This is a genomic window from Sphingomonas sp. BK235 (assembly GCF_004345855.1).
Lineage (GTDB): Bacteria > Pseudomonadota > Alphaproteobacteria > Sphingomonadales > Sphingomonadaceae > Sphingomonas.
In genome coordinates this window covers 1,033,135-1,059,387 of sequence record NZ_SLXN01000001.1, presented here as the reverse complement: position 1 = coordinate 1,059,387, position 26,253 = coordinate 1,033,135, and the positions used below count along the sequence as shown (strand labels likewise).

The 26,253-nt window shown below is 70.8% G+C and carries 25 protein-coding genes; 13 read left to right on the top strand and 12 right to left on the bottom strand.

What is annotated here, in order from left to right:
• The first annotated feature begins 2 nt into the window (after positions 1-2).
• Positions 3-1,493 carry a Ppx/GppA family phosphatase gene (locus tag EV292_RS04920; RefSeq protein WP_207913360.1) on the top strand — a complete coding sequence of 497 codons (1,491 nt, stop codon included), beginning with the start codon at positions 3-5 and terminating at the stop codon, positions 1,491-1,493.
• A 211-nt stretch (positions 1,494-1,704) separates the two neighbouring features.
• Here EV292_RS04920 and EV292_RS04915 read toward each other — a convergent pair whose 3' ends face one another.
• Positions 1,705-2,016 carry an I78 family peptidase inhibitor gene (locus EV292_RS04915; protein WP_132907998.1) on the bottom strand — a complete coding sequence of 104 codons (312 nt, stop codon included), beginning with the start codon at positions 2,014-2,016 and terminating at the stop codon, positions 1,705-1,707.
• Positions 2,013-3,188, bottom strand: a complete 1,176-nt coding sequence (gene rnd, locus EV292_RS04910; protein WP_132907997.1) for a ribonuclease D — start codon at positions 3,186-3,188, stop codon at positions 2,013-2,015. The genes EV292_RS04915 and rnd overlap by 4 nt, the downstream gene beginning before the upstream one ends.
• A gap of 174 nt (positions 3,189-3,362) precedes the next feature.
• Here rnd and aspS point away from each other — a divergent pair, with 174 nt between their 5' ends.
• Positions 3,363-5,186 (top strand): aspartate--tRNA ligase, encoded by a 1,824-nt coding sequence (aspS, locus tag EV292_RS04905; RefSeq protein ID WP_132907996.1) that lies wholly within the window; start codon positions 3,363-3,365, stop codon positions 5,184-5,186.
• 278 nt (positions 5,187-5,464) lie between these two features.
• On the opposite strand, the gene EV292_RS04900 is transcribed toward aspS, so the two are convergent.
• Positions 5,465-6,094, bottom strand: a complete 630-nt coding sequence (locus tag EV292_RS04900) for a carbonic anhydrase (RefSeq protein ID WP_132907995.1) — start codon at positions 6,092-6,094, stop codon at positions 5,465-5,467.
• Positions 6,095-6,148: 54 nt separating this feature from the next.
• On the opposite strand from EV292_RS04900, the gene lipA reads away from it, so the two are divergent.
• Together lipA and EV292_RS04890 are read left to right on the top strand one after the other, a co-directional pair.
• On the top strand, positions 6,149-7,069 hold the full coding sequence (gene lipA, locus EV292_RS04895; RefSeq protein WP_132907994.1) for a lipoyl synthase: 921 nt from the start codon (positions 6,149-6,151) through the stop codon (positions 7,067-7,069).
• Positions 7,056-7,550 (top strand): type II toxin-antitoxin system RatA family toxin, encoded by a 495-nt coding sequence (locus tag EV292_RS04890; protein ID WP_132907993.1) that lies wholly within the window; start codon positions 7,056-7,058, stop codon positions 7,548-7,550. The genes lipA and EV292_RS04890 overlap by 14 nt, the downstream gene beginning before the upstream one ends.
• On the opposite strand, the gene EV292_RS04885 is transcribed toward EV292_RS04890, so the two are convergent.
• The 3 genes from EV292_RS04885 to EV292_RS04875 are packed head-to-tail and all read right to left on the bottom strand — an operon-like array spanning position 7,478 to position 9,674.
• The gene (locus tag EV292_RS04885) at positions 7,478-8,014 is read right to left on the bottom strand and encodes a CinA family protein (RefSeq protein ID WP_132907992.1); all 537 of its coding nucleotides are present in this window, start codon (positions 8,012-8,014) and stop codon (positions 7,478-7,480) included. The genes EV292_RS04890 and EV292_RS04885 overlap by 73 nt on opposite strands.
• Entirely contained in the window at positions 8,011-8,550 is a 540-nt protein-coding gene (locus EV292_RS04880; protein WP_132907991.1) for a hypothetical protein, read from the bottom strand. The genes EV292_RS04885 and EV292_RS04880 overlap by 4 nt, the downstream gene beginning before the upstream one ends.
• Complete coding sequence (locus EV292_RS04875; RefSeq protein WP_132907990.1) at positions 8,547-9,674, bottom strand: bifunctional 2-C-methyl-D-erythritol 4-phosphate cytidylyltransferase/2-C-methyl-D-erythritol 2,4-cyclodiphosphate synthase; 1,128 nt, start codon at positions 9,672-9,674, stop codon at positions 8,547-8,549. Before EV292_RS04875 ends, EV292_RS04880 begins: the two co-directional genes overlap by 4 nt.
• An 81-nt stretch (positions 9,675-9,755) precedes the next feature.
• Between EV292_RS04875 and dusB the strand changes: the two genes are divergently transcribed.
• The 7 genes from dusB to hflX all read left to right on the top strand — a co-directional run bounded on the left by dusB (position 9,756) and on the right by hflX (position 19,056).
• Entirely contained in the window at positions 9,756-10,769 is a 1,014-nt protein-coding gene (gene dusB, locus EV292_RS04870; protein WP_132907989.1) for a tRNA dihydrouridine synthase DusB, read from the top strand.
• Positions 10,766-11,827, top strand: a complete 1,062-nt coding sequence (locus EV292_RS04865) for an ATP-binding protein (protein ID WP_132907988.1) — start codon at positions 10,766-10,768, stop codon at positions 11,825-11,827. Before dusB ends, EV292_RS04865 begins: the two co-directional genes overlap by 4 nt.
• On the top strand, positions 11,824-13,266 hold the full coding sequence (gene ntrC / locus EV292_RS04860) for a nitrogen regulation protein NR(I) (protein ID WP_132907987.1): 1,443 nt from the start codon (positions 11,824-11,826) through the stop codon (positions 13,264-13,266). The genes EV292_RS04865 and ntrC overlap by 4 nt, the downstream gene beginning before the upstream one ends.
• Before the next feature lie 112 nt (positions 13,267-13,378).
• Complete coding sequence (locus tag EV292_RS04855; protein ID WP_347812572.1) at positions 13,379-15,568, top strand: ATP-binding protein; 2,190 nt, start codon at positions 13,379-13,381, stop codon at positions 15,566-15,568.
• Between the two features lie 6 nt (positions 15,569-15,574).
• Positions 15,575-16,945, top strand: a complete 1,371-nt coding sequence (locus EV292_RS04850; protein ID WP_132907985.1) for a sigma-54 dependent transcriptional regulator — start codon at positions 15,575-15,577, stop codon at positions 16,943-16,945.
• Between the two features lie 76 nt (positions 16,946-17,021).
• Complete coding sequence (gene hfq / locus EV292_RS04845; RefSeq protein WP_279432400.1) at positions 17,022-17,753, top strand: RNA chaperone Hfq; 732 nt, start codon at positions 17,022-17,024, stop codon at positions 17,751-17,753.
• Between the two features lie 10 nt (positions 17,754-17,763).
• Positions 17,764-19,056 carry a GTPase HflX gene (hflX, locus tag EV292_RS04840; RefSeq protein ID WP_132907983.1) on the top strand — a complete coding sequence of 431 codons (1,293 nt, stop codon included), beginning with the start codon at positions 17,764-17,766 and terminating at the stop codon, positions 19,054-19,056.
• Between the two features lie 146 nt (positions 19,057-19,202).
• Here hflX and mazG read toward each other — a convergent pair whose 3' ends face one another.
• The 4 genes from mazG to EV292_RS04820 all read right to left on the bottom strand — a co-directional run bounded on the left by mazG (position 19,203) and on the right by EV292_RS04820 (position 23,533).
• Positions 19,203-19,988, bottom strand: coding sequence for a nucleoside triphosphate pyrophosphohydrolase (gene mazG / locus EV292_RS04835; protein ID WP_132907982.1), 786 nt, complete (start codon positions 19,986-19,988; stop codon positions 19,203-19,205).
• Between the two features lie 38 nt (positions 19,989-20,026).
• Positions 20,027-20,491 (bottom strand): VOC family protein, encoded by a 465-nt coding sequence (locus EV292_RS04830; RefSeq protein WP_165927014.1) that lies wholly within the window; start codon positions 20,489-20,491, stop codon positions 20,027-20,029.
• A gap of 115 nt (positions 20,492-20,606) precedes the next feature.
• Positions 20,607-21,941 carry an amidohydrolase gene (locus tag EV292_RS04825; RefSeq protein ID WP_132907980.1) on the bottom strand — a complete coding sequence of 445 codons (1,335 nt, stop codon included), beginning with the start codon at positions 21,939-21,941 and terminating at the stop codon, positions 20,607-20,609.
• A 158-nt stretch (positions 21,942-22,099) separates the two neighbouring features.
• Complete coding sequence (locus EV292_RS04820) at positions 22,100-23,533, bottom strand: carboxylesterase family protein (protein WP_132907979.1); 1,434 nt, start codon at positions 23,531-23,533, stop codon at positions 22,100-22,102.
• Positions 23,534-23,717: 184 nt separating this feature from the next.
• Between EV292_RS04820 and EV292_RS04815 the strand changes: the two genes are divergently transcribed.
• Positions 23,718-23,960, top strand: coding sequence for a hypothetical protein (locus EV292_RS04815; protein WP_132907978.1), 243 nt, complete (start codon positions 23,718-23,720; stop codon positions 23,958-23,960).
• Positions 23,961-24,158: 198 nt separating this feature from the next.
• Entirely contained in the window at positions 24,159-24,299 is a 141-nt protein-coding gene (locus tag EV292_RS04810; protein ID WP_132907977.1) for an entericidin A/B family lipoprotein, read from the top strand.
• Positions 24,300-24,440: 141 nt separating this feature from the next.
• Here EV292_RS04810 and EV292_RS04805 read toward each other — a convergent pair whose 3' ends face one another.
• Together EV292_RS04805 and EV292_RS04800 are read right to left on the bottom strand one after the other, a co-directional pair.
• Positions 24,441-25,337: an FAD:protein FMN transferase gene (locus EV292_RS04805; RefSeq protein ID WP_243693598.1), complete on the bottom strand. Its 897-nt coding sequence runs from the start codon at positions 25,335-25,337 to the stop codon at positions 24,441-24,443.
• A gap of 62 nt (positions 25,338-25,399) precedes the next feature.
• Positions 25,400-26,245, bottom strand: coding sequence for a DUF4198 domain-containing protein (locus tag EV292_RS04800; RefSeq protein WP_132907976.1), 846 nt, complete (start codon positions 26,243-26,245; stop codon positions 25,400-25,402).
• Between the last annotated feature and the right edge of the window lie 8 nt (positions 26,246-26,253).

The window sequence follows — 26,253 nt, the reverse complement described above, 5'->3', positions numbered from 1 at the left end:
TGTTGCCGACGCGCCGGGTGCGGCGCACGCCGGACGTCGGCGGTGATGAGCCGCCGCGCACCGCCATCATCGACATCGGGTCCAACTCGATCCGCCTCGTGGTCTACCAGGGGCCGCCGCGGCTGCCCTCGATCCTGTTCAACGAGAAGGTGCTCGCCGGGCTCGGGCGCAGCCTGGCGCAGTCGGGCGCGATCGACGCGCAGGCGATGGCGACCGCGCGCACCGCGCTCCAGCGCTTCGCCGGGCTGGCGCGCGAGATGGAGGTGACCCGGCTGCGCACCGTGGCGACCGCGGCGGTGCGTGACGCCGCGAACGGCGCCGAGCTGATCGCGATGGCCGAGGCGGCCGGGCTCAGCGTCGAGACCTTGCCGGGCGAGAAGGAGGCCGAGGCGGCAGGCCTGGGCGTACTGTCGGGCATCCCCGACGCCGACGGGATCGTCGGCGATCTGGGCGGCGGCAGCCTCGAGCTGGTGCGCGTGCGCGGCGGCGCGCTGCACGAGCGCGCCTCCTTCCCGCTCGGCGTGCTGCGGATCGGCGCGCTGCGCGAGAAGAACCAGCTCGACAAGAAGGTCGGCGCGCTGCTCGACGCCGGCGGCTGGACCGGGGCGGGGCGGGGGACGCCGCTCTATCTCGTCGGGGGCTCGTGGCGGTCGCTGGCGCGGCTCGACATGGTGGTGACGCATTACCCGCTGCCGGTGATCCATCAGTACGGCATGTCGGCGGACACGATCGCGCGGCTGCGGCGCACGCTGGCGCACGTCAACAAGGCGCGACTGCGCGAGATCCCCGGCATCTCGGGCGGGCGCGTGCCGACGCTGGGCGACGCCGCGGCGCTGCTCGCCGCGGTGCTGCGCCACCTCGGGAGCACGCAGACGATCGTCTCGGCCTATGGCCTGCGCGAGGGATTGCTCTACGACGAACTCGGCACCGAGGAGCGCGCGCTGGATCCCTTGGTGGTGGCGGCGCGCGAGGAGGGCCGCGTGAGCGGGCGCTTTCCCGAGCACGGCGACCTGCTCGACGCCTGGATCGCGCCGCTCTTCGCCGACGAGGACGCCGGCGACGCGCGGCTGCGCACCGCGGCCTGCCACCTCGCCGACGTGGGCTGGCGCGCCAACCCCGATTTCCGCGCCGAGCGCGGGCTCGAGATCGCGCTCCATGGCAATTGGGTCGGGATCGACGCGCGCGGTCGCGCGATGCTGGGGCAGGCGCTGTGGACCGGCATGGGCGGCGCCGCCACCCCGCCGCCGCCGCTGACGCTGCTCGCGGACGAGCCGTCGCTGAAGCGTGCGGCGGCGTGGGGCACCGCGATGCGGCTGGGGCAGCGGCTCAGCGGCGGCGTGGCGGGGCCGCTGGCGCGCTCGTCGCTGCGGGTCGAGGCGGGGGAGCTGGTGGTGACGCTGCCGGACGACGACGCCGCGCTGTACGGCGAGACGGTGCAGAAGCGGCACAAGGCGCTGGCGCAGGCGCTGGGGTTGCAGCCGCGGCTGGGGTGAGGGCGGCTGTGGGCGCGTTTCGCCTTCTCCCACCACCCACTGCCGTCATCCTGAACTTGTTTCAGGATCCACCCGTCCGCGTACCCAGCGGCCACTAAGTGCGCGGCACGGTGGATCCCGGACCAAGTCCGGGATGACGGCAGCGGGAGCGGGGCGGGACGGCCAGCGCTCTCCCCTTAGCCCGCAGCCCGCAATCCTCAGCCCGCAGCGCTCAGCCGCAGCTCAGCTTGACGATCGTCCCGCGCGCGTCGGTCTCCACGTTCAGTCGGTCGGCGCGATAATCCATCGTCAGCGCGTCGCCGGTGGCGTAGCGCCGCACCGTGCGCGCGCCGCTCAGCCGCTGCGCTTCCGCCGCCGACGCATTCGCCGCGCGCCCGACCAGCGCCGCCGCGGCGCCGGCGTCGCAGCGCGTGCCCGGCACCTCGCCGCCCGCGACCGGCGGCGCAGCGACGGGCGCCGCCGCCTTGGGCGCGCAGCCCGCCAGCGCGATCAGCACGACCGACACGACCGCCACCCGGCTCATGCCGCCGCCTCCGTCCGCGTCATCTTGAGCTTGCCGCCCTGCACCGCGAAGCCGAGCCGCCCCTCGACCAGGTCGAGCGCGTCATGGCCGAACTGGTCGTAGCGCCAGCCCTGCAGGATCTGCAGCCCGTTGCGCTGTCCCGCCGCCAGCGCCTCCAGCTCGTCGCCGCGCGCGAGCAGCCGCGGCGCCACGTCGATGTCGCGCGCGCGGATCTTGAGCAGCAGCTTGAGCAGGTCCGCCACCAACGCGCCCTCGCGCCCGAGCCCCGGCTTGCGGTCCTCGCGTGGCGGCAGTTCGGCGTCGGGCAGCGGCCCCGCCGACTCGATCGCCGCCATCAGCCGCGCGCCGATGTCGTTGCCCGCCCAGGTCTGCGACAGGCCGCGCACCTTGGCGAGATCGACCTGCTTGCGCGGCGGGTGGCTGGCGAGATCGGCGATCGTCTCGTCCTTGACGATGCGCCCGCGCGGGAGGTCCTTGGCCTGCGCCTCCAGCTCGCGCCAGCGCGCGATCGCCTTGAGCCGGCCGAGCACCTCGGGCTTGCGGCTCGACACGCGGACACGCTTCCACGCCACGTCGGGGTCGTTGGCGTAATTGGCGGGGTCGGCGAGCCGCTCCATTTCCTGGTCGAGCCACGCCCCGCGCCCGGTCTTGCGCAGCCGCTCGAGCATCTTGGGGAAGATCTTGGCGAGATGAGTCACGTCGCCGATGGCATATTCGATCTGGCGCGCGTCGAGCGGGCGGCGTGCCCAGTCGGTGAAGCGCGCGCCCTTGTCGACCGATATGCCGAGCCAGCTGTCGACGAGGTTGGAATAGCCGATCTGCTCGCCCTGGCCGAGCGCCATCGCCGCCACCTGCGTGTCGAACAGCGGGTGCGGGGTCTTGCCGGTGAGATTGTAGATGATCTCGATGTCCTGCCCGCCGGCGTGGAAGACCTTGAGCACGTCCTCATTGTCGACCAGCAGCGCGAGTAAGGGCGCGAGGTCGATGCCCGGCGCCATCGGGTCGATCGCGGCAGCCTCCTCGGTGTCGGCGATCTGAATCAGGCAGAGCTCCGGATAATAGGTGCTCTCGCGCATGAACTCGGTGTCGACCATCACGTACGGCGCCTCGCTGAGGCGGGTGCAGAGATTGGCCAGCGTCGCGCTGTCGGTGATCAGGGGGTGAACGTGCATAAGCGCCTGCCCATAGCCGGGCAGGCGCGGGTTGACAAAGAGGGTAATGACGCGAGAGGGCGGCGATCATCCGACAACCGCCGTCGCGGCGCGTCGCGGGCCGCCGTGCCGCCGCTCCCCCGCGGCGCCGGCGCCCGGAGTGAAGCGCGGCGCCGTAGCCAGAGTTTCCGCCCCATGCACGCCTATCGCTCCCACACCTGTGCCGCGCTGACCGCCGACGACGCGGGCCAGACCGTCCGCCTCTCGGGTTGGGTGCATCGCAAGCGCGACCATGGCGGCGTGCTCTTCGTCGACCTGCGCGACCATTATGGCGTCACCCAGATCGTCGCCGACAGCGATTCGCCCGCGCTGGCGCTGCTCGAGGGCGTGCGCGTCGAGTCGGTAGTGACGATCGACGGCGAGGTGAAGCGCCGCAGCGAGGCGACGGTGAACGGCGCGCTCGCGACCGGCGAGATCGAGGTCTATGCGCGCGCCGCGACGGTGCAGAGCGCGGCGGCCGAGCTGCCGATGCCCGTGTTCGGCGACGCCGAATATCCGGAGGAGATCCGGCTGCGCAACCGCTACCTCGACCTGCGCCGCGACAAGCTCCACGCCAACATCATGCTGCGCTCGAGCGTGATCGCCTCGATCCGGCGCCGCATGGTGGAACAGGGCTTCACCGAGTTCCAGACGCCGATCCTGACCGCCTCGTCGCCCGAAGGCGCGCGCGACTATCTGGTGCCCAGCCGCGTCCACCCCGGCAAGTTCTACGCGCTGCCGCAGGCGCCGCAGATGTTCAAGCAGCTGCTGATGGTGGCGGGCTTCGACCGCTATTTCCAGATCGCTCCCTGCTTCCGCGACGAGGACGCGCGCGCCGACCGCAGCCCGGGCGAATTCTACCAGCTCGACTTCGAGATGAGCTTCGTCACGCAGGACGACGTCTTCGCCGCGATCGAACCCGTGCTCCACGGTGTGTTCGAAGAATTTGCGGACTGGCAGGGCAAGGGACGCACCGTCTCCGCGCTACCGTTCCGCCGCATCCCCTACCGCGAGTCGATGCTCAAATATGGCAACGACAAGCCCGACCTGCGCAACCCTTTGATCATCAGCGACGTCGGCGCGCAGTTCGTCGGCTCGGGCTTCGGCCGATTCGCGTCGATCGTGGAGGCGGGCGACGTGGTGCGCGCGATCCCGGCGCCGAACACCGCCGACAAGAGCCGCAAGTTCTTCGACGACATGAACGCCTGGGCGCAGGGCGAGGGCTATGCCGGGCTCGGCTATGCCACCCGCAAGGCAGGCGAGTGGGGCGGCCCGATCGCCAAGAACCATGGCGAGGAGAAGATGAACGCGCTCGCCGACGCGCTCGCGCTCGGGCCGGACGACGGGCTGTTCTTCGCCGCCGGCAAGGAGGCGCAAGCGGCCAAGCTCGCCGGGCTGGCGCGCACCCGCGTCGCCGACCAGCTCGGGCTGATCGACACGTCGCGCTTCGAGTTCTGCTGGATCGTCGACTTCCCGATGTTCGAATATGACGAGGACAACAAGAAGATCGACTTCAGCCACAATCCCTTCTCGATGCCGCAGGGCGAGCTGGAGGCGCTGGAGACCAAGGACCCGCTCGACATCCTCGCCTATCAGTACGACATCGTCTGCAACGGCATCGAGCTGTCGTCGGGCGCGATCCGTAATCACCGCCCCGACATCATGTACAAGGCGTTCGAGATCGCGGGCTATACCAAGGCCGACGTCGACACCAATTTCGCCGGCATGATCAACGCCTTCAAGTTCGGCGCGCCGCCGCACGGCGGGTCGGCGCCGGGGATCGACCGGATCGTGATGCTGCTCGCCGACGAGCCCAACATCCGCGAGGTCATCGTCTTCCCGATGACGCAGAAGGCCGAGGACCTGATGATGGGCGCGCCGAGCTTCGTCTCGGCCAAGCAGCTCAAGGAGCTGAACATCAAGGTGACCGCCGAGCTGCCGAAGGATAGCGACGCGCTGGTGGCGCCCAAGGCGGGGTGAGGGGAGAGGGATAGGGGAGCCCCCTTTCCCCTTACGCCCCCCGGCGTGCGCCGGACCTTCACGAGAGTCGCCGAACGTTCCTCATCATCCGTCATCCCGGACTTGTTCCGGGATCCGCCGACCCGCGAACGCAGTGCGCGTTGCTCTCGCGGTGGGGTGGATCCCGGAACAAGTCCGGGATGACGGGAGGGTTGTGCAAAGGGTCCGAGAGCCGGGGATGGGTGGAGATGCGTTGCGCAGGAACGGGGCGCCCGCCTCCGCAGACGCCCCCAACCCGATCACGCCGGCTCGAAGTGGCCGTCGTCCTGCAGCACGCGCAGCTTGCCGTCGGCGATCGCGAAGACCGCGCCGTGCAGTCGCAGCTTGCCGGCCTCGACCCGCTCCTGCACGAACGGGAAGGTCATCAGGTTCGCCAGCGAGACCTTGACGCCCTCCTGCTCCAGCGCGGTCTGACCTTCAGGCCCCTTGCCGTGCTCGTGGATCACCTTCTCGCGCGCGTCGTCGAGCAGGTCGATCCACGCCGCGACGAAGCCGCCATGGCCCGGCTCGGCCTGCTTGAGATCGCCCGACAGCGCCGCCTTGACGCCGCCGCACGCGCCGTGCCCGAGCACCAGCACTTCCTCGACCTGGAGCACGGTGACCGCGAACTCGAGCGCGGCCGAGACGCCGTGGCGCCCGCCGCCGGTCTCGAACGGCGGCACCAGCGCGGCGACGTTGCGCACCACGAACACCTCGCCCGGGCGGCTGCCGAAGATGGTGGCGGGATCGACCCGGCTATCGGAGCAGGCGATCACCATCACCTTGGGCGACTGGCCGCTGGCCAGCTCGGTCCAGCGCTCGCGCTCCTCCAGCCACTCGTTACCGCGAAAGCGGTAGTAGCCGTCGATCATATCGTGGAACTTGCTCATTCGTCAGTTACCCTTCCGTTGTTTCGAAGACGGCCAGCCGCTATCTGCGACGGCATGAACGAGATGACTCCGCTTCCGGCTCCCGCGCGCCAGCGCAAACCCGACTGGATCCGCGTCAAGGCGCCCACCAGCGAGGGCTTCGCCGCCACGCGCGCGCTGATGCGCTCGAAGAGCCTCACCACCGTGTGCGAGGAGGCCGCCTGCCCGAACATCGGGGAGTGCTGGACCAAGAAGCACGCGACCGTGATGATCCTGGGCGACACCTGCACGCGCGCCTGCGCCTTCTGCAACGTCAAGACGGGCATGCCGCGCGCGGTCGACCCGATGGAGCCGCAGAACGTCGCCGACGCCGCCGCGCAGATGGGCCTGGAGCATATCGTCGTCACCTCCGTCGACCGCGACGACCTGCCCGATGGCGGCGCGCGGCAGTTCGTACGGGTGATCGAGGCGATCCGCCGCACCAACCCACGGACGACGATCGAGATCCTCACACCCGATTTCCGCAACAAGCACGAAGCCGCGGTGGAGGCCATCGTCGCGGCGCGCCCAGACGTGTATAATCACAATCTGGAAACCGTGCCGCGGCTGTACCCGACGATCCGGCCCGGCGCGCGCTATTACGCCTCGATCCGACTGCTCGAGAGCGTCAAGAAGCTCGACCCGTCGATCTTCACCAAGTCCGGCATCATGCTCGGGCTCGGCGAGGAGCGGCTCGAGGTCCATCAGGTGATGGATGACATGCGCTCGGCCGACATCGATTTCCTGACGATGGGCCAGTATCTCCAGCCCACCCCGCGCCACGCCAAGGTGGCCGAGTTCGTGCCCCCCAAGGCGTTCGACGCCTACGCCGCGATCGCCCGCGCCAAGGGCTTCCTTCTGGTGGCGTCCTCGCCGCTGACTCGGTCGAGCTACCACGCCGGCGACGATTTCGCGAAGATGCGGGCAGCGCGCGAGGCCAAGCTTGCCCAAGCATAGCGAGACCCGCCGGCTGCCCTACAGCCCCGAGCAGATGTTCGACCTGGTCGCGGACGTGCGCCGCTACCCCGAGTTCCTGCCCTGGGTCACCGCGATGCGCGTGCGCCGCGACGGTGACACCGAGACGCTGGCGGACATGATCGTCGGCTTCAAGGGACTTCGCGAGACCTTCACCTCGAAGGTCGCCAAGGCGCGCGCGGACACGATCCGCGTCGAATATGTCGACGGGCCGCTCAAGTATCTCCACAACGACTGGCGTTTCCGCCCCGACGGGGAGGGCGGTTCGCTGGTCGACTTCACCGTCGACTTCGCGTTCAAGAACCGCATGTTCGAGATGCTCGCCGGTCAGGTGTTCGGCGTCGCGCTGCGCCGGATGATCGGCGCGTTCGAGGAGCGCGCGCGCGCGCTCTACGGCGATTCGGTCGCTGGCTCCTCGTCGGGTTCGGGCAGCAGCAGCTCCAGCGCGCACAGCGCCGCCTGAAGCCGCACCCCGGCGCGGCCGAGGTCGCCGAAGAAGCGCTTGTCCGCGACCACGTTGGCGGGATCCCCTGCGCGTTCGGCACGCGCGAACACCACCGTGCCGACGGGCTTCTTCTCGGTCCCGCCGCCCGGCCCCGCGACGCCGGTGATCGCCACCGCGACGTCGGCCTCGGACTGCGCCAGCGCGCCCTGCGCCATGCTCCACGCCACCGCGATCGAGACCGCGCCGAACGTGTCGAGCACGTCGCCGCTCACCCGCAGCTGGCGCTGCTTGGCCTCGTTGGAATAGGTGATGAAGCCGGCGTCGAACACGTCGGACGAGCCCGCGATCTCGGTCAGCGCGGCGGAGACGAGCCCGCCGGTGCAGCTCTCCGCCACCGCGACGCGGCGCCCGGCGGCACGGTTGGCCTCGATCACGCGGCGCGCCGCGTCGACCAGCTGCTGGGGGAGGACGTCGTCGCTCACCGCGCGGTCACCGCGGCGCAGACCGGCAGGTCGGGGATGGCGTCGCGCTTGCCCTTGTTCTTCTCGGCCTTGAGATATTGCAGCGTCGCGACGACGATGCCCGCGGTGTTGCGCGCCGGCAGCGGCTCGAGCAATGTCACCAGCCGGTCGAGCGTCCCACAGTCGCCGGGCTGGATCCGCCCGGTGATCTGCGGCGCGAAGAGCGAGGTCAGCATCGGGCGCGCATAGTCGCTGAGCAGCAGCAGTTCCACCGCCGGGTCGCTGAGCTTGGCGATCGCGGTGCGCGCCGCGGGCCAGGCGCGGTCGGCCTCGCGGTCGTACTTCTGGAGCAAAGCGCTGTCCGACTTCCGCAGCAGGCTGGAGGCGGGCAGCGCGGCGCAGACGCGACCGGCGTCGCGGATGATCTCGGGCAGGGCGACCAAAGCGATCGACTCGGCGTCGGTGCTCGACAGGCAGCGGTCCTGCGCGGCGGCCGGGGGCGCGGCGAGAAGGGCGACGCCGGCCAGCGCCGCGGCGAGCGAGGCGAAGCGGTTCATGCGTCCAGCCCGCCCGGCAGCGTCACGGTGGCGACCGCCTGCGCGGCGATTCCTTCCCCACGGCCGGTGAAGCCGAGTCGCTCGGTGGTGGTCGCTTTCACGCTCACCCGATCGGTCGAGAGGCCGAGAAGTTCCGCGATCCGCGCCTGCATCGCGGCGCGGTGCGGGCCGATCTTGGGCGCCTCGCACATCAAGGTGAGGTCGACGAAGGTGACGCGGCCACCACGTGCCTCGACCAGCGAGCGCGCGTGGGCGAGGAACTGTCCCGATTCCGCACCGCGCCAGCGCGGATCGCTCGGCGGGAAGTGCGTGCCGATGTCGCCCGCCGCGATCGTGCCGAGCACCGCGTCGGTGATGGCGTGGAGCGCCACGTCGGCGTCGCTGTGGCCGGAGAGACCCTGGTGGTGAGGGATCAGCACGCCGCCGAGCCACAGCTCCTCGCCGTCCTCGAGCCGGTGCACGTCGAAGCCGCTCGCCGAGCGGGTCTCCACGCCGACGCGCGCCGCCGCGGCGGCGAAATCGGCGGGATAGGTGATCTTGTCGAGCATCATGTCCCCTTCGACCTGCGCCACGCTCAGCCCGAGCGCGCGCACCATCTGGGCGTCGTCGGTCGCCGCACCGCCGTCCCATGCCGCGTGGGCGCGCGCCAGGGTCGCGGCGTCGAACGCCTGCGGCGTCTGCACGCGCGCGAGTGTCTCGCGGGCGATCGTAGCACCGTCCGCGGCTACCAAGGTATCCGCGACCGGCAGCACCGGGATCGCGCCCGGCGCATCGTCGAGCGCGGCGAGCAGCCGGTCGACCAAGGCCTGCGGCACGAACGGCCGCGCCGCGTCATGCACCAGCACGCGCGTCGCGTCCGCCGCGGCGTCGAGCCCCGCGCGCACCGAGTCGCGTCGCTCGACGCCACCGGTCACCCACTCGGCGCCGGGCACCGCCGCCTCCAGCAGCACCTGCTGCCCCGCGCCGATCACGACGATCACGCGATCGATCGCCGGATGCGCCGACAGCGCCTCGTGGCTCCACGCGATCATCGGCCGACCCGCGACGGGCGCATATTGCTTGGGCGCGGCGCTGCCGCTGCGCGAGCCGCTGCCGGCGGCGACGATGAGGGCGACCGTGGTCATGGCGGCGCGCCCTAGCCGCTCCGCGCCGAGCTTGCCAGAGCGGTGCGCGTCGACTACCTGCCCATTTTTCGAGCAGCAGCGATGAATCAGCCTCTTCCTCCTCGGCTCACGCCGATCCGCATCGGCGAGGTGAGCATCGACCAGCCGGTCGTGCTCGCGCCGATGACCGGTGTCTCCGACCAGCCGTTCCGTACCCTGGTCCGCCGCTACGGCTCGGGGCTCAACGTCACCGAGATGATCGCGAGCCAGGCGGCGATCCGCGAGACGCGCCAGTCGCTGCAGAAGGCGATGTGGCACGTCTCGGAGGAGCCGGTGTCGATGCAGCTGGTCGGCTGCACCCCGCACGAGATGGGCGAGGCGGCGCGGCTCGCGCGCGACAAGGGCGCCGCGATCATCGACATCAACATGGGCTGCCCGGTCCGCAAGGTCACCAACGGCGACGCCGGCTCGGCGCTGATGCGCGACCTCGGGCTCGCCGCGGCGATCGTGAAGGAAGTGGTGCGCGCGGTCGATGCGCCGGTGACGCTCAAGATGCGGATGGGCTGGTGCCACGACAGCCTCAACGCGCCCGAGCTGGCGCGCATCGCCGAGGATCTCGGCGTCCGCATGGTCACGGTCCACGGCCGCACCCGCAACCAGATGTACAAGGGCAGCGCCGACTGGGGCTTCGTCCGCTCGGTCAAGGAGGCCGTCTCGATCCCCGTGATCGTCAACGGCGACATCTGCGGGATCGACGACGCCGAGACCGCGCTGGCGCAGTCCGGCGCGGATGGGATCATGATCGGCCGCGGTGCCTATGGCCGCCCGTGGCTGCTCGGCCAGGTGATGCACTGGTTCGCCACCGGCGAGCGTCGGCCCGACCCGACGCTCGACGAGCAATATGCCGTGATCTCAGAACATTATGAGATGATGCTGAGCCATTACGGCATCGTCACCGGCGTCAACATGGCGCGCAAGCATATCGGCTGGTACACCAAGGGGATTCACGGCTCGGCCGAGTTCCGCAACGCGGTGAACCAGGAGCCTGACCCCGAGCGGGTCAAGGCGATGCTCGCCGACTTCTACGCGCCGCACCGGATGCGGGACGCCGCGTGAGATCGACGCAGCGCGGGCCGAGCGAGGCCGAGCTGCTCGCCGCGTTGCCGGTCGCGGTGCTGGTGGTCGACCCCGAGGATCGTGTCGAGCGCGCCAACGCCGAGGCCGAGACGCTGCTCAACCTCTCCGAGCGCGCGATGCGCGGGCAGACCGTCGCCGAGCTGCTCGGCGTCGCCGACGCCGAGACGCGGCGTGCGGGGCACGCCTTCGCCGCCTTCGACATCGAGCTGGAGATGCGCGGCGGTGTCCGCATCCGCGTCGACCTGGTCGAGGCGGCGGTGGTCGACCAGCCGGGCTGGCGCACGATCACGCTCCACCATGCCGCGGCGTCGCGTCGACTCGGCGTCTCGGGCGACCGCGCCGCGGCGGCGCGCGCCGCGGTCGGGGCGGCGGCGATGCTGGCGCATGAGATCAAGAACCCGCTGTCGAGCATCCGCGGCGCCGCGCAGCTGATCGCCGACGGCGCGTCGCCCGACGAACTCACCGGCCTGGTCATCACCGAGGTCGACCGCATCGCCGCGCTGATCGACCATATGGAGGATTTCACCGACACCCGGCCGCGCGAGGTGACGCCGCTCAACATCTACCCGCTGCTGGCGCACGCGCGCGGCGTGGCGCTGGCGGGGTTCGCGCGCGACATCCCGATCGAGGAGCGCTACGACCCGTCGCTGCCGCCGGTGCTGGGCAACCGCGACGCACTGCTCCAGGTGGTGCTCAATCTGCTCAAGAACGCGGCCGCGGCGCTGGGCGAGCGCGGCGAGCGGCGCATCACGCTCACCACCGCCTATCGCCACGGCATCACCGTGGCGACGGGCAAGGGGCGCGAGCGCGTCGCGCTGCCGATCGAGCTGTGCGTGATCGACACCGGGCCGGGCGCGCCCGACGACATCGCCGACCATCTCTTCGACCCGTTCGTGTCGGGCCGGCCCGAGGGCAAGGGGCTGGGGCTGGCGCTGGTCGACAAGCTGGTGCGCGACATGGGCGGGATCGTGCAATATGCGCGCGAGGGCCAGCCGCACCACACCGTCTTCCGCCTGCTGCTGCCGCGCGCCGCGTGACCGGCGGCAAGATCCTGATCGTCGACGACGACGATGCGGTGCGCACCGTGGTGGCGCACGCGCTGCGCCGCGCCGGTCACACGGTGCGCACCGCCGCCAGTCTCGCCGATATGACGCGCGAGCTGCGCACCCACCCGCCCGACGTGCTGGTGACCGACGTGGTGCTGCCCGACGGCGACGGCATCGACCATGCCGGCCGGCTCGCGAGCGAGCGCCCCGACATGCCGGTGATCGTGCTCTCCGCGCGCAACACGCTCACCACCGCGGTGCGCGCCACCGAGGCGGGGGCGTACGACTATCTCCCCAAGCCGTTCGATCTCGACACGCTGACGCGCACCGTCGCGGCGGCGCTCAAGCGCGGCGGCGCGGCGGCGGAGGACCGCGCGGTCGAGGAGGAGCAGCTGCCGCTGATCGGCCGCTCGCCCGCGATGCAGGACGTGTATCGCGTCATCGCGCGCGTGATCTCGAACGATCTGACGGTGCTGGTCTCGGGCGAGTCGGGCACGGGCAAGGAGCTGGTCGCGCGCGCGATCCACGATCTCGGCGCGCGCCGTGCCGCGCCGTTCGTGCCGATCAACATGGCGGCGATCCCGCGCGAGCTGATCGAGGCCGAGCTGTTCGGGCATGAGCGCGGCGCCTTCACCGGCGCGGCGCAGCGCAGCGCGGGCCGCTTCGAGCAGGCCGCCGGCGGCACGCTGTTCCTCGACGAGATCGGCGACATGCCGATCGAGGCGCAGACGCGGCTGCTGCGCGTCCTCCAGTCGGGCGAGTTCACCACGGTGGGCGGCGCGCGCACGATCCGGGCCGATGTCCGCATCGTCGCCGCCACCAACCGCGACCTGCAACAGGCGGTCGCCGGCGGGCAGTTCCGCGAGGACCTCTATTATCGCCTCAACGTCGTGCCGGTCGCGCTGCCCGCGCTACGCGAACGCCGCGGCGACATCGCCGAGCTGGCGCGCCATTTCCTCGACCGCGCCGCCGAGGCGGGGCTGCCGCGCAAGACGCTCGCCGCCGAGGCGGTCGCCGCGCTCGAGGCGCACGACTGGCCCGGCAACGTGCGCGAGCTGGAGAATCTCATGCGCCGCCTCGCCGCGCTCTCGCGCGACGACCGGATCGGCGCGGCCGAGGTGGTGGCGACGATCGGCGCCGCCCCGCCGCTGGCCGAGACGCTGCCCGACCCCGGGATCGAGGCGGCGGTGCGCGCGATGATCGAGCGGCTGTCGCGCGAGGAGCCGCGCGCGCTCGACGACGGCTCGCTGTATGATCGCGTGATCGGCGCGGTGGAGCGGCCGTTGATCGAAGCGATGCTGGCGCGCCACGGCGGCAACCAGCTGCGCGCCGCGCGCGCCATCGGGCTCAACCGCAATACGTTGCGCAAGCGCCTCGACGCGCTGGGGATCGAGCCCGTCGCGCGATCATCGGCGCCAGGCGAGGGATAGACCGCCGAAATATGTGTTCTCTGTGCAACACCGATGTTGTAGCGGGGGAGCGATGATCGCGGGAGTCACTCCCTCTTCCTCTTCCACGTCGCCCGCCCGCCGGCGCCCGACGGTGACGCCCGCGCTGGAGCTCGCGGTGCTGGCGGTGGCGGTCGCGATCGGCGTCGGCAGCTATTTCACGGTGCGCAGCGAGGGCGGCGCCTCCGCGCTGATCGAGCCGCCGGTGGTGGCGCTGCTGCTCGTCGCCAATCTGGTCGCCGGCATCGCGCTGATGATCCTGCTGGGCCGACGCATCGCGCTCAACCGCGCCGCGCAGTCGCCCGTCGGCGGCGAGGGCAGGCTCCACGTCCGCCTCGTGCTGCTGTTCTCGCTGGTGGCGGCGGTGCCCGCGCTGCTGGTGACGATCTTCGCGTCGCTGCTTTTCCAGTACGGTGTCCAATTCTGGTACTCGGACCGCGCGCGCGGCATGTTCGAGAATGCCGCCTCGGTGGCGCAGGAGAGCTACCGCAACGAGTCGGATCGCGTCGCGCGCGAGACGATGACGATGGCGGGGGATCTCGCCGATTACCTGCGCAACGACCCGATCGAGAGCAAGCGCTTCGTCGCGGGACTGGCCTATCAGCTCTATCTGCGCAATCTGTCCGAGGCGTTGATCGTTCAGCGCGGCCAGGACGGCGAGTTGCGCACGCGCGCGCTAGTCAACCCCTACGACCGCCAGCTCGACCGGGTGGTCACCGCGCCGATGATCGACCGGATCGAGGGCGGGGCCGCCACGGTGGTGGTGCGCTCGGGCGATCGCGTCGGCGCGCTGACGCGGCTCGATTATCAGCCGCACACCTATCTCTACTCGGCGCGCGTGTTCGATCCGCAGCTCGCCAACCAGCTCAATCGCGGCGCGGCGGTGCTCAACGATTATCGCCAGCTGATCGCGCGCGCGCGTTCGCTCCAGCTCCGGTTCAACGCCGCGTTGTTGATCGTCTCGCTGCTGATCGTCGGGGTGGCGGTGTGGATCGCGCTGGCGGTGGCGGACCGGCTGGTGCGCCCGGTCGGCGAGTTGGTCGACGCCGCGCGGCGGGTCGGCGGGGGCGACCTGTCGGCGCGCGTGCCCGAGACTCCGGCGCGCGACGAGGTCGGCACGCTGGCGAACGCGTTCAACAGCATGACCGCGCGGCTGGAGGCGCAGAATACCGCCCTGGTCACCGCCAACACCCAGCTCGAGAATCGGCGCGCGCTGATCGAGGCGGTGATGTCGGGCGTGTCGGCCGGGGTGATCTCGATCGACTCGCAGGACCGCACGATCCGGCTGGTCAATAGCTCGGCGCAGACTCTGCTGGGGCTCGACGCACCGCCGGTGGGGCGCGTGCTGCGCGCGGTCGCGCCCGAGCTCGACGTGATGCTCGACCAGGGCGCGCGCGAGGCCAACGTCCAGCACAATGTCCAGGGCGAGATGCGCACGTTCGCGGCGCGGATCGCGCGCGACGGTACCGGGCCGATCATCACCTTCGACGACATCACCCAGCAGCTGACCGACCAGCGCCGCGCCGCCTGGGCCGACGTGGCGCGCCGCATCGCGCATGAGATCAAGAACCCGCTCACGCCGATCCAGCTCGCGGCCGAGCGACTCCAGCGCCGCTACGGCAGCAAGATCGAGGCGGGCGACACCACCTTCGCGCGGCTGACCGACACGATCGTCCGCCAGGTCGGCGACCTGCGCCGCATGGTCGACGAATTCTCCTCCTTCGCGCGCATGCCCAAGCCCGTGTTCCGCGAGGAAGCGCTGGTCGACATCGCGCGCCAGACGATGTTCCTCCACGAGGTCGCGCATCCCGGGATCCGCTTCGTGCTCGAGCACGACGAGCCCGCGCCGACGCTGGTGTGCGACCGACGCCAGATCGGCCAGGCGCTCACCAACATCGTCAAGAACGCGGTCGAGGCGGTCGAGGCCGCCGACGTCAGCGAGGGCGCGGTGACGATGACGCTGCGCGAGGGCGAGGGCCGCGTCGTGATCGAGGTAGCGGACACCGGCGTCGGCCTGCCGCTCGAGCGCGACCGCATCGTCGAGCCCTATATGACCACGCGCGCGCGCGGCACCGGGCTGGGGCTCGCGATCGTCAAGAAGATCGTGGAGGAGCATTTCGGCACGATGACCTTCGCCGACCGCGCGGGCGGCGGCACCGTGGTGACCTTGTCGTTCGACGCGTCGCTGCTCGCCCCACTCGCCGCCGAGGATTCTTCCCCGCCCGGCGCGGTCTCCACCGACGACGATCGCACGATCGCCGCTTTGACCAGGAATCGGATCTAGACAGCTATGGCGATCGACATCCTCGTCGTGGACGACGAACTCGACATCCGCGAACTCGTGGCCGGCGTGCTCGAGGACGAGGGCTATGACACGCGCATGGCGGGCGACAGCGACGCCGCGCTGGAAGCGATCGCGACGCGCCGCCCCAGCCTGGTGCTGCTCGACGTGTGGCTGCAGGGCTCGCGGCTCGACGGGCTCGATTTGCTCGAGGAGATCAAGCGGCGCGATCCCTCGATCCCGGTGCTGGTGATCTCGGGCCATGGCACGCTCGACACCGCGGTCGCGGCGATCCGCAAGGGCGCCGCCGACTTCATCGAGAAGCCGTTCCAGGCCGAGCGGCTGCTGCTGATGGTCGAGCGCGCGACCGAGACCGAGCGGCTGCGCGCCGAGGTGGCGAGCCTGCGCGCGGCCTCGGGGCGCGGCACCGACCTCACCGGCAGCTCCACCGCGGTCAACGCGGTGCGTGCGACGCTCAAGCGAGTCGCGGGGACGGGTAGCCGGGTGCTGATCGTCGGCCCCGCCGGCGTCGGCAAGGAGGTGGCGGCGCGGCTGCTCCACGGCTGGAGCCAGCGCGCCCATGCCAATTTCGTCATCGTCAGCACCGCGGGCATGAGCCCCGACCGGGTCGAGGAGGAGTTGTTCGGGGTGGAGGAGGGGGGCGATCTCGTCCGCACCGGCCTGCTCGAACAGGCGCATGGCGGGACGCTGTTCCTCGACGAGATCGCCGACATGCCGCAGGCGACCCAGGCGCGCATCCTGCGCGTGCTGACCGACCAGAGCTTCACCCGCGTCGGCGGCACGCGCGTGGTCAAGGTCGACGTGCGCGTCGTTTCCGCGACCGCGCGCGACCTCTCGCTGGAGATCGCCGAGGGGCGCTTCCGCGAGGATCTCTACTATCGCCTCAACGTGGTGCCGGTGACGATCCCGCCGCTGGCCGAGCGGCGCGAGGACATCCCCGCGCTGGTCGAGCATTTCGTCGCGCACTACGCCGCCGAGCGCCGCGTGCCGGTGCCCGAGATCGCCACCGACGCGCTCGTGGCGCTCCAGTCCTATGACTGGCCCGGCAACGTACGCGAGCTGCGCAACGTGGTGGAGCGGACCATCATCCTCGCCCCCGGCGATCGGATCGGCCGCATCGACCTCGATCTGCTCCCCGCCGAGGTGCTCGGCGGCCACGACGCCGGACCGGGCGCTACCGCGATCATGGGGGCGCCGCTGCGCGAGGCACGCGAGACCTTCGAGCGCGAGTATCTGCGCGTCCAGATCCGGCGCTTCTCGGGCAATATCTCGCGTACGGCGAGCTTCATCGGGATGGAGCGGTCGGCGCTGCACCGGAAGCTGAAGCTGCTGGGGATCACCGAGACACGGGAGGAATAGGGGGCAGGAATAATGCCTCGCCGCCGCCTACTCCCAACCGTTCGCCTCGAGCAGCCGTCGAGCTTGTCGAGACGGCGTGTCGAGAGGTGCCGCACACGCCGGCCTCTCGACGGTCGGCTTCTCGACTGCGCTCGAAGCCTGCTCGAGGCGAACGGGTGGGAAGGGTGCTGCCGATCCTCTGCCGCTGACCGCTTCACCCCCACCTAGACGCGCCCGCGCCGGAACCCTATTTTACGCCCGCCGCTTACAGCGCGACACGTCCGACGTCGGCAACGGCGCACCCCGCGGGGAACCTCCCGCCAAGAACAAGGACCCTCCAATGGCCGAAAAGCAGACCTCGCTCCAGGACCTGTTCCTCAACGCGCTGCGCAAGTCCAAGACCCCCGTCACGATGTTCCTCGTCAAGGGGGTCAAGCTCCAGGGCATCGTTACCTGGTTCGACAATTTCTCGGTGCTGCTGCGGCGTGACGGCCAGTCGCAGCTGATCTACAAGCACGCCATCTCCACCATCATGCCCGCCGGCCCGATCGACGTCGCCGGCATCGTCGGCCAGCTCGGCGAGGGCGGCAAGAAGCAGCTGTTGCAGGACATCTTCCTCTCCGCGGTGCGCAAGTCGGAGGATCCGGTGACGATGTTCCTCGTCAACGGCGTGATGCTGCAGGGCGCGATCGCGGGCTTTGACCTGTTCTGCATGCTGCTCCAGCGCGACGGCATGTCGCAGCTGGTCTACAAGCACGCCGTCTCGACGATCCAGCCGTCGCGCCCGCTCAACCTGGCCGAGGAGCAGGCCGCGGGCGAGGACGAGTGAGGAAGCCCGCATGAGCGGCGGCTTCGAGCGCGACCGCGACGAATTTGCCCGCGGCGCGCGCGCGATCGTGGTCTATCCCGATCTCGGCGGCTCGTCGCGCGACGCCGAGGCACGGCTGGAGGAGACCGCCGGGCTCGCCGAGGCGATCGGCGTGGTCGTGGCGGACCGCGTCGCGCTGCGCATCCGCACCCCCCGCGCCGCGACGCTGATCGGCGCCGGCCAGATCGAGGAACTCGGCGCGCGCGCGCGGATGGAGGAGGCGGGGCTGGTCGTCGTGGACGGCAGCCTCACCCCGATCCAGCAGCGCAACCTCGAGACCGCGCTCGAGACCAAGGTGATCGACCGTACCGGGCTGATCCTCGAGATCTTCGGCGAGCGCGCCGCGACCGCCGAGGGCCGGCTCCAGGTCGAGCTCGCGCACCTCGACTATCAATCGGGCCGGCTGGTGCGCAGCTGGACCCACCTCGAGCGCCAGCGCGGCGGCTTCGGCTTCCTCGGCGGTCCCGGCGAGACCCAGATCGAGGCCGACCGCCGGCTGATCCGCGACCGCATGGCGCGGCTGCGGCGCGAGCTGGAGCAGGTGACCCGCACCCGCGGGCTGCACCGCGAGCGGCGCCAGCGCGCGCCCTGGCCCGTGATCGCGCTGGTCGGCTATACCAACGCGGGCAAGTCGACGCTGTTCAACCGGCTCACCGGCGCGCACGTGATGGCGGAGGACCTGCTCTTCGCCACGCTCGACCCGACGCTGCGCCAGATCAGCCTGCCCGGGATCGACAAGGCAATTTTGTCCGACACCGTGGGCTTCGTCTCGGAGCTGCCGACCCAGCTGGTCGCGGCGTTCAAGGCGACGTTGGAGGAGGTCGTCTCGGCCGACCTGCTGATCCACGTCCGCGACGTGGCGCATCCCGACACCGCGGCGCAGAAGGCCGATGTCGAGGGCGTGCTCGCCGATGTCGGCGTGAGCGAGACGACACCGCGGATCGAGGCGTGGAACAAGCTCGACCTGCTCCACGGCGAGGCGCGCACCGAGCTGCTCGACGAGGCGGCGCGCCGTGACGACGTGGTGCCGCTGTCGGCGCTGACGGGCGAGGGGGTCGACGAGTTGGTCCGCCACGTCGCCGACCTGCTGACCCAGGGCCACCAGCGCTACGCCATCGCGCTCGACGCGGGTGACGGCGCGGGGGCGGCCTGGCTCCACGCCAACGGCGAGGTGCTCGACCAGCAGGTCGAGGGCGACCGCGTGCGCTACGAGGTGCGGATGGCGCCCGCGGTGCACGAGCGTTTCCTGTCGCGGCAGGGGTGAGGGGGGGCGCCGGTCGATCAGCTGCTGACGGCCCGGCGCATCTTCAATCCGTTCGCCTCGAGTAGGGATCGAGCTTGTCGACATCCCGTATCGAGAGGGATCAGGCGGGCGGTCCTCTCGATACGCCGTCTCGACAAGCTCGACGGCTACTCGAGACGAACGGGATTGAGTAAGCCGCCCGCCTTCACCCGCTGCCACAGCGCCTCTTTCTCCTCCAGCGGCAGCGCCGCGAAGCCGGCGCCGCCCGCCGCCTCGATCGCGCGGAAGCGGCGCTCGAACTTGGCGTTGGCGGCGCGCAGCGCCTGCTCCGGATCGACCCCGAGGTGCCGCGCCCAGTTGACCACCGCGAACAGCAGGTCGCCGATCTCCTCGACGCGCTCGGCCTCATCGCGCGCCTCCTCTACCTCGGCCAGTTCCTCGTCGACCTTGGCGCGTGATCCGCTCGCGTCGGGCCAGTCGAAGCCGGTGCGTGCCGCGCGCTTCTGCAACTTCTCGGCGCGGACCAGCGCGGGCAGCGCCACCGCGATGCCGTCGAGCGCCCCGGCGGCGCCCTTGTCGGCGCGCTCGGCCGCCTTGACCTCCTCCCAGAGATGGTGGCCGCCTTCAGTCAAGTCGCCGAAGATATGCGGATGGCGGCGCTCCATCTTGTCACTGATCGCGGCGGCGACGTCGCCCAGCGCGAAGGCGCCGTCCTCCTCGGCGATGCGGCTGTGGAAGACCACCTGCAGCAGCAGGTCACCGAGCTCGTCGCGCAGCTCGTCGACCGCGCCGCGCTCGATCGCGTCGGCGACCTCATAGGCCTCCTCGATCGTATACGGCGCGATCGTCGCGAACGTCTGCGCGCGGTCCCACTCGCAGCCGCCGGGGCCGCGCAGTCGCGCCATGATCGCCACCAGCCGATCGATCTCGGCGCTCGTTCGCTGCTCGCTCATGTCGACGCGCTAGCAGCCGACGGCGCGCGCGGCCAGCGTCAGCGCGGCGGACGGTCGGCGGCGTCGTTGACCTCGATCCAATAGCCGTCCGGGTCCTGCGTGAAGATCTGGCGTACGCCGTCGGTGCGGGTGCGGTTGATCTCGCCGACCTTGCCGGCATAGTCGGTCCAGGTGCGGTTCGTCCGCTTCAGGAAGGCGATCACGCGATCGAGGTCCTTCACCGTCAGCGCGAAGTGGATGATCCGCGGCGGCGGGGTGAAGGGCACCTTGATCGCCTGGATATGCAGCTCGACCCCGTTGCCCAGCCGCATCCAGCGAGGGTGCCCCGGCGCGGCGTTGAGCGGCGCGGGGATCTCGCTGAGCCCGAACGCCTCCTCGTAATAGGCCACGCTGCGCGCCTGATCGGTGACGTTGATCGCGACATGGTTCATCGTCGCCTGCGCCGATGCCGCGGCCGGCATGATACCTGCGACCGCGGCAAGCGCGGCTAGTTTGAAACGCATCGTCCTCTCCTCGTACATTCTTGATGTTGTGCTCCTGCGTACGCAGGAGCCCAGAGCCACAAGCGTGCCGGCTAGCTACCCTAGGCTCCTGCCTTCGCAGGAGCACACGAACTCCTCACCCCGCGCTCGCCTGGCCCGGCTTGAGCAGGTCGAGCACCGCCGCGGTCATCGCGGTGGCGCCGGTGGTCACCACCGCGCGCGGGTCGACCTTGAACAAGGGCGAGTGATGCGACGGCACCGGTGGCCCGCCCTCGGCCGCGGCGTCGAACGCCGCCTGCTGGGTGCCGCCCACCGCGAAATAATAGCCCTTCACGCCGAGCTCGGGCTGGACGAAGGCGGCGAAGTCCTCCGCGCCCATGCCCTTCTGCTGGAACGGGATCACCTTCTCGGCACCGAGCGTCGCCGCCATCACGCCGTTGAGCCGGCGCGCCAGTGCGGCGTCGTTGATCGTCGTCGGCGTGCCCTCGATCACCTTGACCACTGGCATCTTGTCGGCGGGCATGCCGTTGAGCTCGCCGATCCCGCGCGTGACCCGCTCGATCCCGGCGAGCAGCTGCTTGCGCGTGGCCTCGTCGTTGGCGCGGACCGTGACCTGCAGCTTGGCCTCGTCCGAGATGATGTTGTGCTTGAGCCCGGCGTGGAAGCTGCCGACGGTGATCACGCCGGGGCGGAGCGGCTGGCGCTCGCGGCTGATCAGCCCCTGCAAGGCGATAACGAGCTGGCTCGCCATATAGACCGGGTCCTTGCCGGTATGCGGGCTGGCGCCGTGCGCGCCGATCCCGGGCACGGTGATGTCGACGCTGTCGGACGAGCTGTACTGGATGTCCTCGGACGCCGAGACGGTACCCGCCAGTCCCTCCGAGTTGGAGTGATAGGCCAGCGCATATTGCGGCTTGGGGAAGCGCGTGTAGAGCCCGTCGCGTAGCATCGCCGCGGCGCCGCCGACCCGCTCCTCGGCGGGCTGGACGATGAAGACGACGGTGCCCGCCCAGCGCTCCTTGATCGCGGCGAGCCGGCGCGCGGTGGCGAGCAGCCCGACGATATGCGTGTCATGCCCGCAGGCGTGCATCACCGGCGCCTCGACACCGTCGACGCCGACCTGACGCGCCTTGCTCGCGTTGGGCAGTCCCGATTTCTCCTCGACCGGCAGCCCGTCCATGTCGGCGCGGACGAGCACCACCGGACCCGCGCCGTTGCGCAGCACGCCGACAACGCCGGTGCCGCCGACCTTCTCGGTCACCTGCATCCCCGCGACCGCGCGCAGCGCCGCCGCCATCTTGGCCGCGGTGCGCACTTCCTTGAACGACAACTCGGGGTTGCGGTGGAAATCGTCCCACATCGCGCCCAGCGTCTTGTCGTAGTCGGCGCCGATCGCCGCGGCATCGTCCGGCGCGGCGAATGCGGGCGTGGCGACGAGCGACAGCGCGGTCGCCGCGAGCAGAAAGCGCATATTCTGGTGTCCCCTTCGTCCGCCAGCCTAGCGCAGCGCGCGATTGACGCAACGGCGTGACGCTCCACCCGCCCGGATCGTCGGCGCCCGCGTCGATCGCCCGCGGCCCGGTTCGCTGGCGCAGGCCCTGCCGCGGGTCGATGGCGGCCGCACGCGGGTCACTTGCCGGGCGACTCCGATGCGGCGCGTTCGATCTCGGCTCCCCACGGGTCGCGACCGGGGACAGCGGTGCCCGCCGCGCTGAAGTCGAGCAGAACGTCGCCGCTCGGGTCATAGCGCGGCCAGCGCGGCAGCCCCGCGCCGTTGGGATCGCCGCGCTTGACGAAATTGGCGAGGTAACCGCTCATCACCCGCGCGATCGCGCGGTCGCGCGCGCTGGTCTCAGCGCCATATTTGATCGCGGCGGTATCGAAGAAGAAGGGGATGTCGGTGGCATGCTGCGCGCCCGCGCGGTCGATCGAGGAGGCGACGTAGGAGAAGCGATATTCCCAGACGGGCACCTTCTTCGCTGCCAGGGTCGCGGCGACCCGCCGCGCGCCGCCGACCATGTAGCCGGTGCGCCCACCGATGTCGGCGCTGGTCGCCCCCACCAGCGTGGGGACGCGGGCGAACCGGTCCGCGGCATAGGCCTCGCCCAGGTCGACCACCACCTTGCCGTCGGGGAAGGGGCCGGCGTAGGTCGGGGCGGCAGGGTCACGCGGCGCCATCGCCGCGAGGTTCAGCCCGTCGACGACCGCCTCGGCCGGCAGCGCCCGCAGCCGCTCGAGCGCGTCGGGTGCGTCGGGGTCGATCCCCTTCGATCGCGCGAACTGCGCACCGACGCGCTCGGCCTCGGCGAGCGTCCGCACCCTCGGACTGCCGCGACCGTCACCCCCCGACATGATGACCGCCTTGCTGAACAACCCGCGTGCGAGCGGCGAGGTGACGAGCTGGTGGACCGACATGCCGCCCGCGCTCTCACCGGCGATCGTGACGTTCGCCGGATCGCCTCCGAAGGCGGCGATATTGCGCCTGACCCACTCGAGCGCTGCGATCTGGTCCATCGTGCCGTAATTGCCGAGCCGACCGCCGTCCGCGTCGGCGCGGGTCAGCGGCGCGGCGGCGAAGCTGCCGAACCGCCCCAGCCGATAGTTGAAGCTGACGAACATCACCCCCTGCTCGGCCATATCGGCCCCCGCATAGGTCGGCGGCGACGCGCCGCCGTTGACGAAGCCGCCACCGTAGATCCACACCAGCACCGGCAGTTTGCGCCCACCCGCGACGGGGCGCCAGACGTTGACGTAGAGGCAGTCCTCGGCGGGTGTCGTACCCAGCGGCGCGGCATCGCTGGGGAAGGGGAGCTGCATGCAATCGGGCGCGTAACGGGTGGCGTCGCGCGTGCCCTCCCAGGCGGCGGCCGGTTGTGGCGCACGCCAGCGCAGCGCGCCCGTCGGCGGCGCGGCGAAGGGGATCGCCTTCCAGCTCGCGACGCTGTCGGCCACCGCGCCGCGCACCGCGCCGCGATCGGTCCGGACCACCGGTGCGGCGTCGTTCGCCAGCGCCGGCGCGGCGAGACAGGCCACGGCGCATGCCGTGAGTAGCGGCCGAAACATCTTTGATCCTCCCTCGCTGCGGCGCGGCCGCCGGACGGGCGCCGTGTCGTGATGCCGGCCCGTGCCGGTCGTCCTTCCCGCTTGTAGGGATCGGGGCGGCCGCGGCGCAACCTACCTATTCACCTGCTAGGCGGTGGGTAAATCACGCTCATTTCCCCGGCCTGGCGGCGCACGTACGTCCGCGATGACCGCACCGGTCGGTGCGCAGGGAGAGAGGAATGCGATGATGGTAGCCGACGCGGAGCGCGACGACATCCTGCGGCGGCGCGCGCAGCATACCGGCTCGGCGAGCGGCTGTGCTGATCCCCCACAGCGGGTGCTGCACCTCCGCTTCGCCGCGCTCGTCCAGGAGCGGGCCGCGGAGGAAGGCATGGCGCAAGCCTCTCCACCCCCGCGAACCTACCAGGAACTTACTGATCCAGGATAGGTTTAACTACCGAAACGGAAAGATCATGCGACGCGAGTGCGTCTGTGCCAGGCTCGTCCACCTCGTCCGATGGACAGGAGAGTGTCGGCGTGAACGAGCATGAGGTGCGGGGCGATCCGTCACTTCCGGCGCCGAGTGACCGTGGCGGGCCAGCGTATCGGGTCCGCCACACCCTCTTCTGCGAAAAGGAGAATGCGTATGACAAGGACGATCTACCGCATGGCGGGGCTTAGCGCGATCTTGGCACTCGCCGCGTGCAACACGGTCAACGGCGCTGGCAAGGACCTCAAGTCGGCCGGCACGGCGGTGTCGGATGCCGCGGGCTCAGACAAGAAATAGGCATCGGCGGACATTTAGGGACGCGGGTGTTGGGCGAGCGTATCGACGTCCTCTCTCTCCGGCAACAGCAACGCTGAGCAGAGTGAGTGCCTGATTAAACCGTGATAAGAATGTGTTAGCGGCGATGCATCGCGCAGACTCTCATTCTTCGATCATTCCGGCCAGCGTGGGGCTGAGCCACTCTCCCGCCGGGGTGACGAACCGTGCGGCGAGCCTCTCGCGCGTCGCATAGTCGAGGCCGGCGTCGCGGCCGAGCACCAGCAACGCGCTCGCCCAGCCGTCCGCCACCGCGCCGGTCTCCGCGATCACGCTGACCGCGATCACCTCGTGCGCGACCGGTCGACCGCTGCGGGGGTCTAGGTTGTGCGGGCCGCGGACATAGCTGCCCGAGGTCGCGACCGCGCCGCGGTGTAACGCCACCCGCAGCGGCGGCAGCGCGATGGCGGGGACCGCGTCGAGCTCGACCCACCATGGTTGGCCGTCGGGGCGCAGCCCGGATCCGACCAGCTCGCCACCCACCTCGACGAGGAAATGACGGCAGCCATTCGCGGCGATCACGGTCGCGAGCGCGTCGGCGGCATAGCCCTTGCCGATCGCGGAGAGGTCGAGCGCGACGCCGCCGGGCTGGTGCAGGCGCCCGCTGGCGCTATCCCAGGCGAGGCGTAACCAGCCCGACCGCGCCGCCGCTGCCGCCACTGCCGCGCCGTCGGGCGGGACTTTCGCGCCGGGGGGGCCGAAGCCCCAGAGATCGACCAGCGCCCCGATGGCAGGATCGAACGCGCCCCCGCTCGCGCGCCAGATCGGCACCGCGATCGCGAGCAAAGCGGCGAGGTCGGGAGGCACATCATGCCAGCTCGACGCCGGCGCGCGGTTGAACCGAGACACCGCCGACGTCGGCGACCAATGGCTGAGCGCGTCAACCAGCGTGTCGAGCCGCGCCACCAGCGCCGCGCCGAGGCGATCGGGCTCGACGCCCTTCGCCAGCGCGATACGTGCCCGCCACATCGTTCCCATCGTCGCGCCGGCCAGCTCGATCACCGGCGCATCCGGGTCGTGGCCGACGAGCGTAGCGGCGGCGAGCGGCGGGATGGCGACGCGGATCAGGGCGTCATCACCTCGAACGTGGCGGTGTAGCTGAGCCGGCGCTCAGTCGCGCGCTTGTCGCTCACCTTGGCGTCGCTCGCACTCGCGGTGAGCCAATACATGCCCGCGCTCGGGAAGGAGAGGGTGACCACGCCGTCCGCTCCCGCGACCAGCTCACGCGCGCCTTCGGCGTCACGATAGCGCTTTCCGCCCGGGATCAATGTCACCTTGAGCCCGGCCGCCGGTCTGCCGTCGACGACGAAGCGGAAGCGCGCCGGCTCGCCCGCGACCAGTTCGTCGGGGTGGGTGAGCGCGTCGAGCTCGAGCCCGCGCCCCGTCGTGGCCAATACCGTGCGCGTCGGCGCCCCCGCGGTGACGAAGATCTGGTTGGTGCCGAGCGATTCGGTGATCCGCACGTCGGTGGCGTTGGCGGGGACGTCGTCGATGGTCAGCGGCGCGGGCTCGCCCGGACGCGGCGGTCCGCGTCGCCCGATCCGGCGCTCCTCGCCGTTGATCTTGAAACTGCCCATGAAGGCACGCTGCTCGGTGCCGATCTTCCAGGTGCCCGGCTGATCGAGATGGATGTCGAAGACGCTGCGATAGCGCCCGATCGCGTCATGCTCGATCCGGCCCGCGCTGCCGTCGGGGCGAACCACCTTCACCTGCGCCGGCTGACCGGGGTGATGATCGGGATAGAACAGGTCGTTCGAGATGGCGTAGTCCACCGTCACCCAATCGTCCGTCCCCGAGAAGATCGTGCCCGACGGCAGCAGCCACTGGCGATGCGCCGCCAGCCCCGCGGGCAGTGCGAGCAGGCCGAGCGCGAGTGCCGCGCGAAGCGCGGGTCGAATAAAAATGGTCATGACGGTGG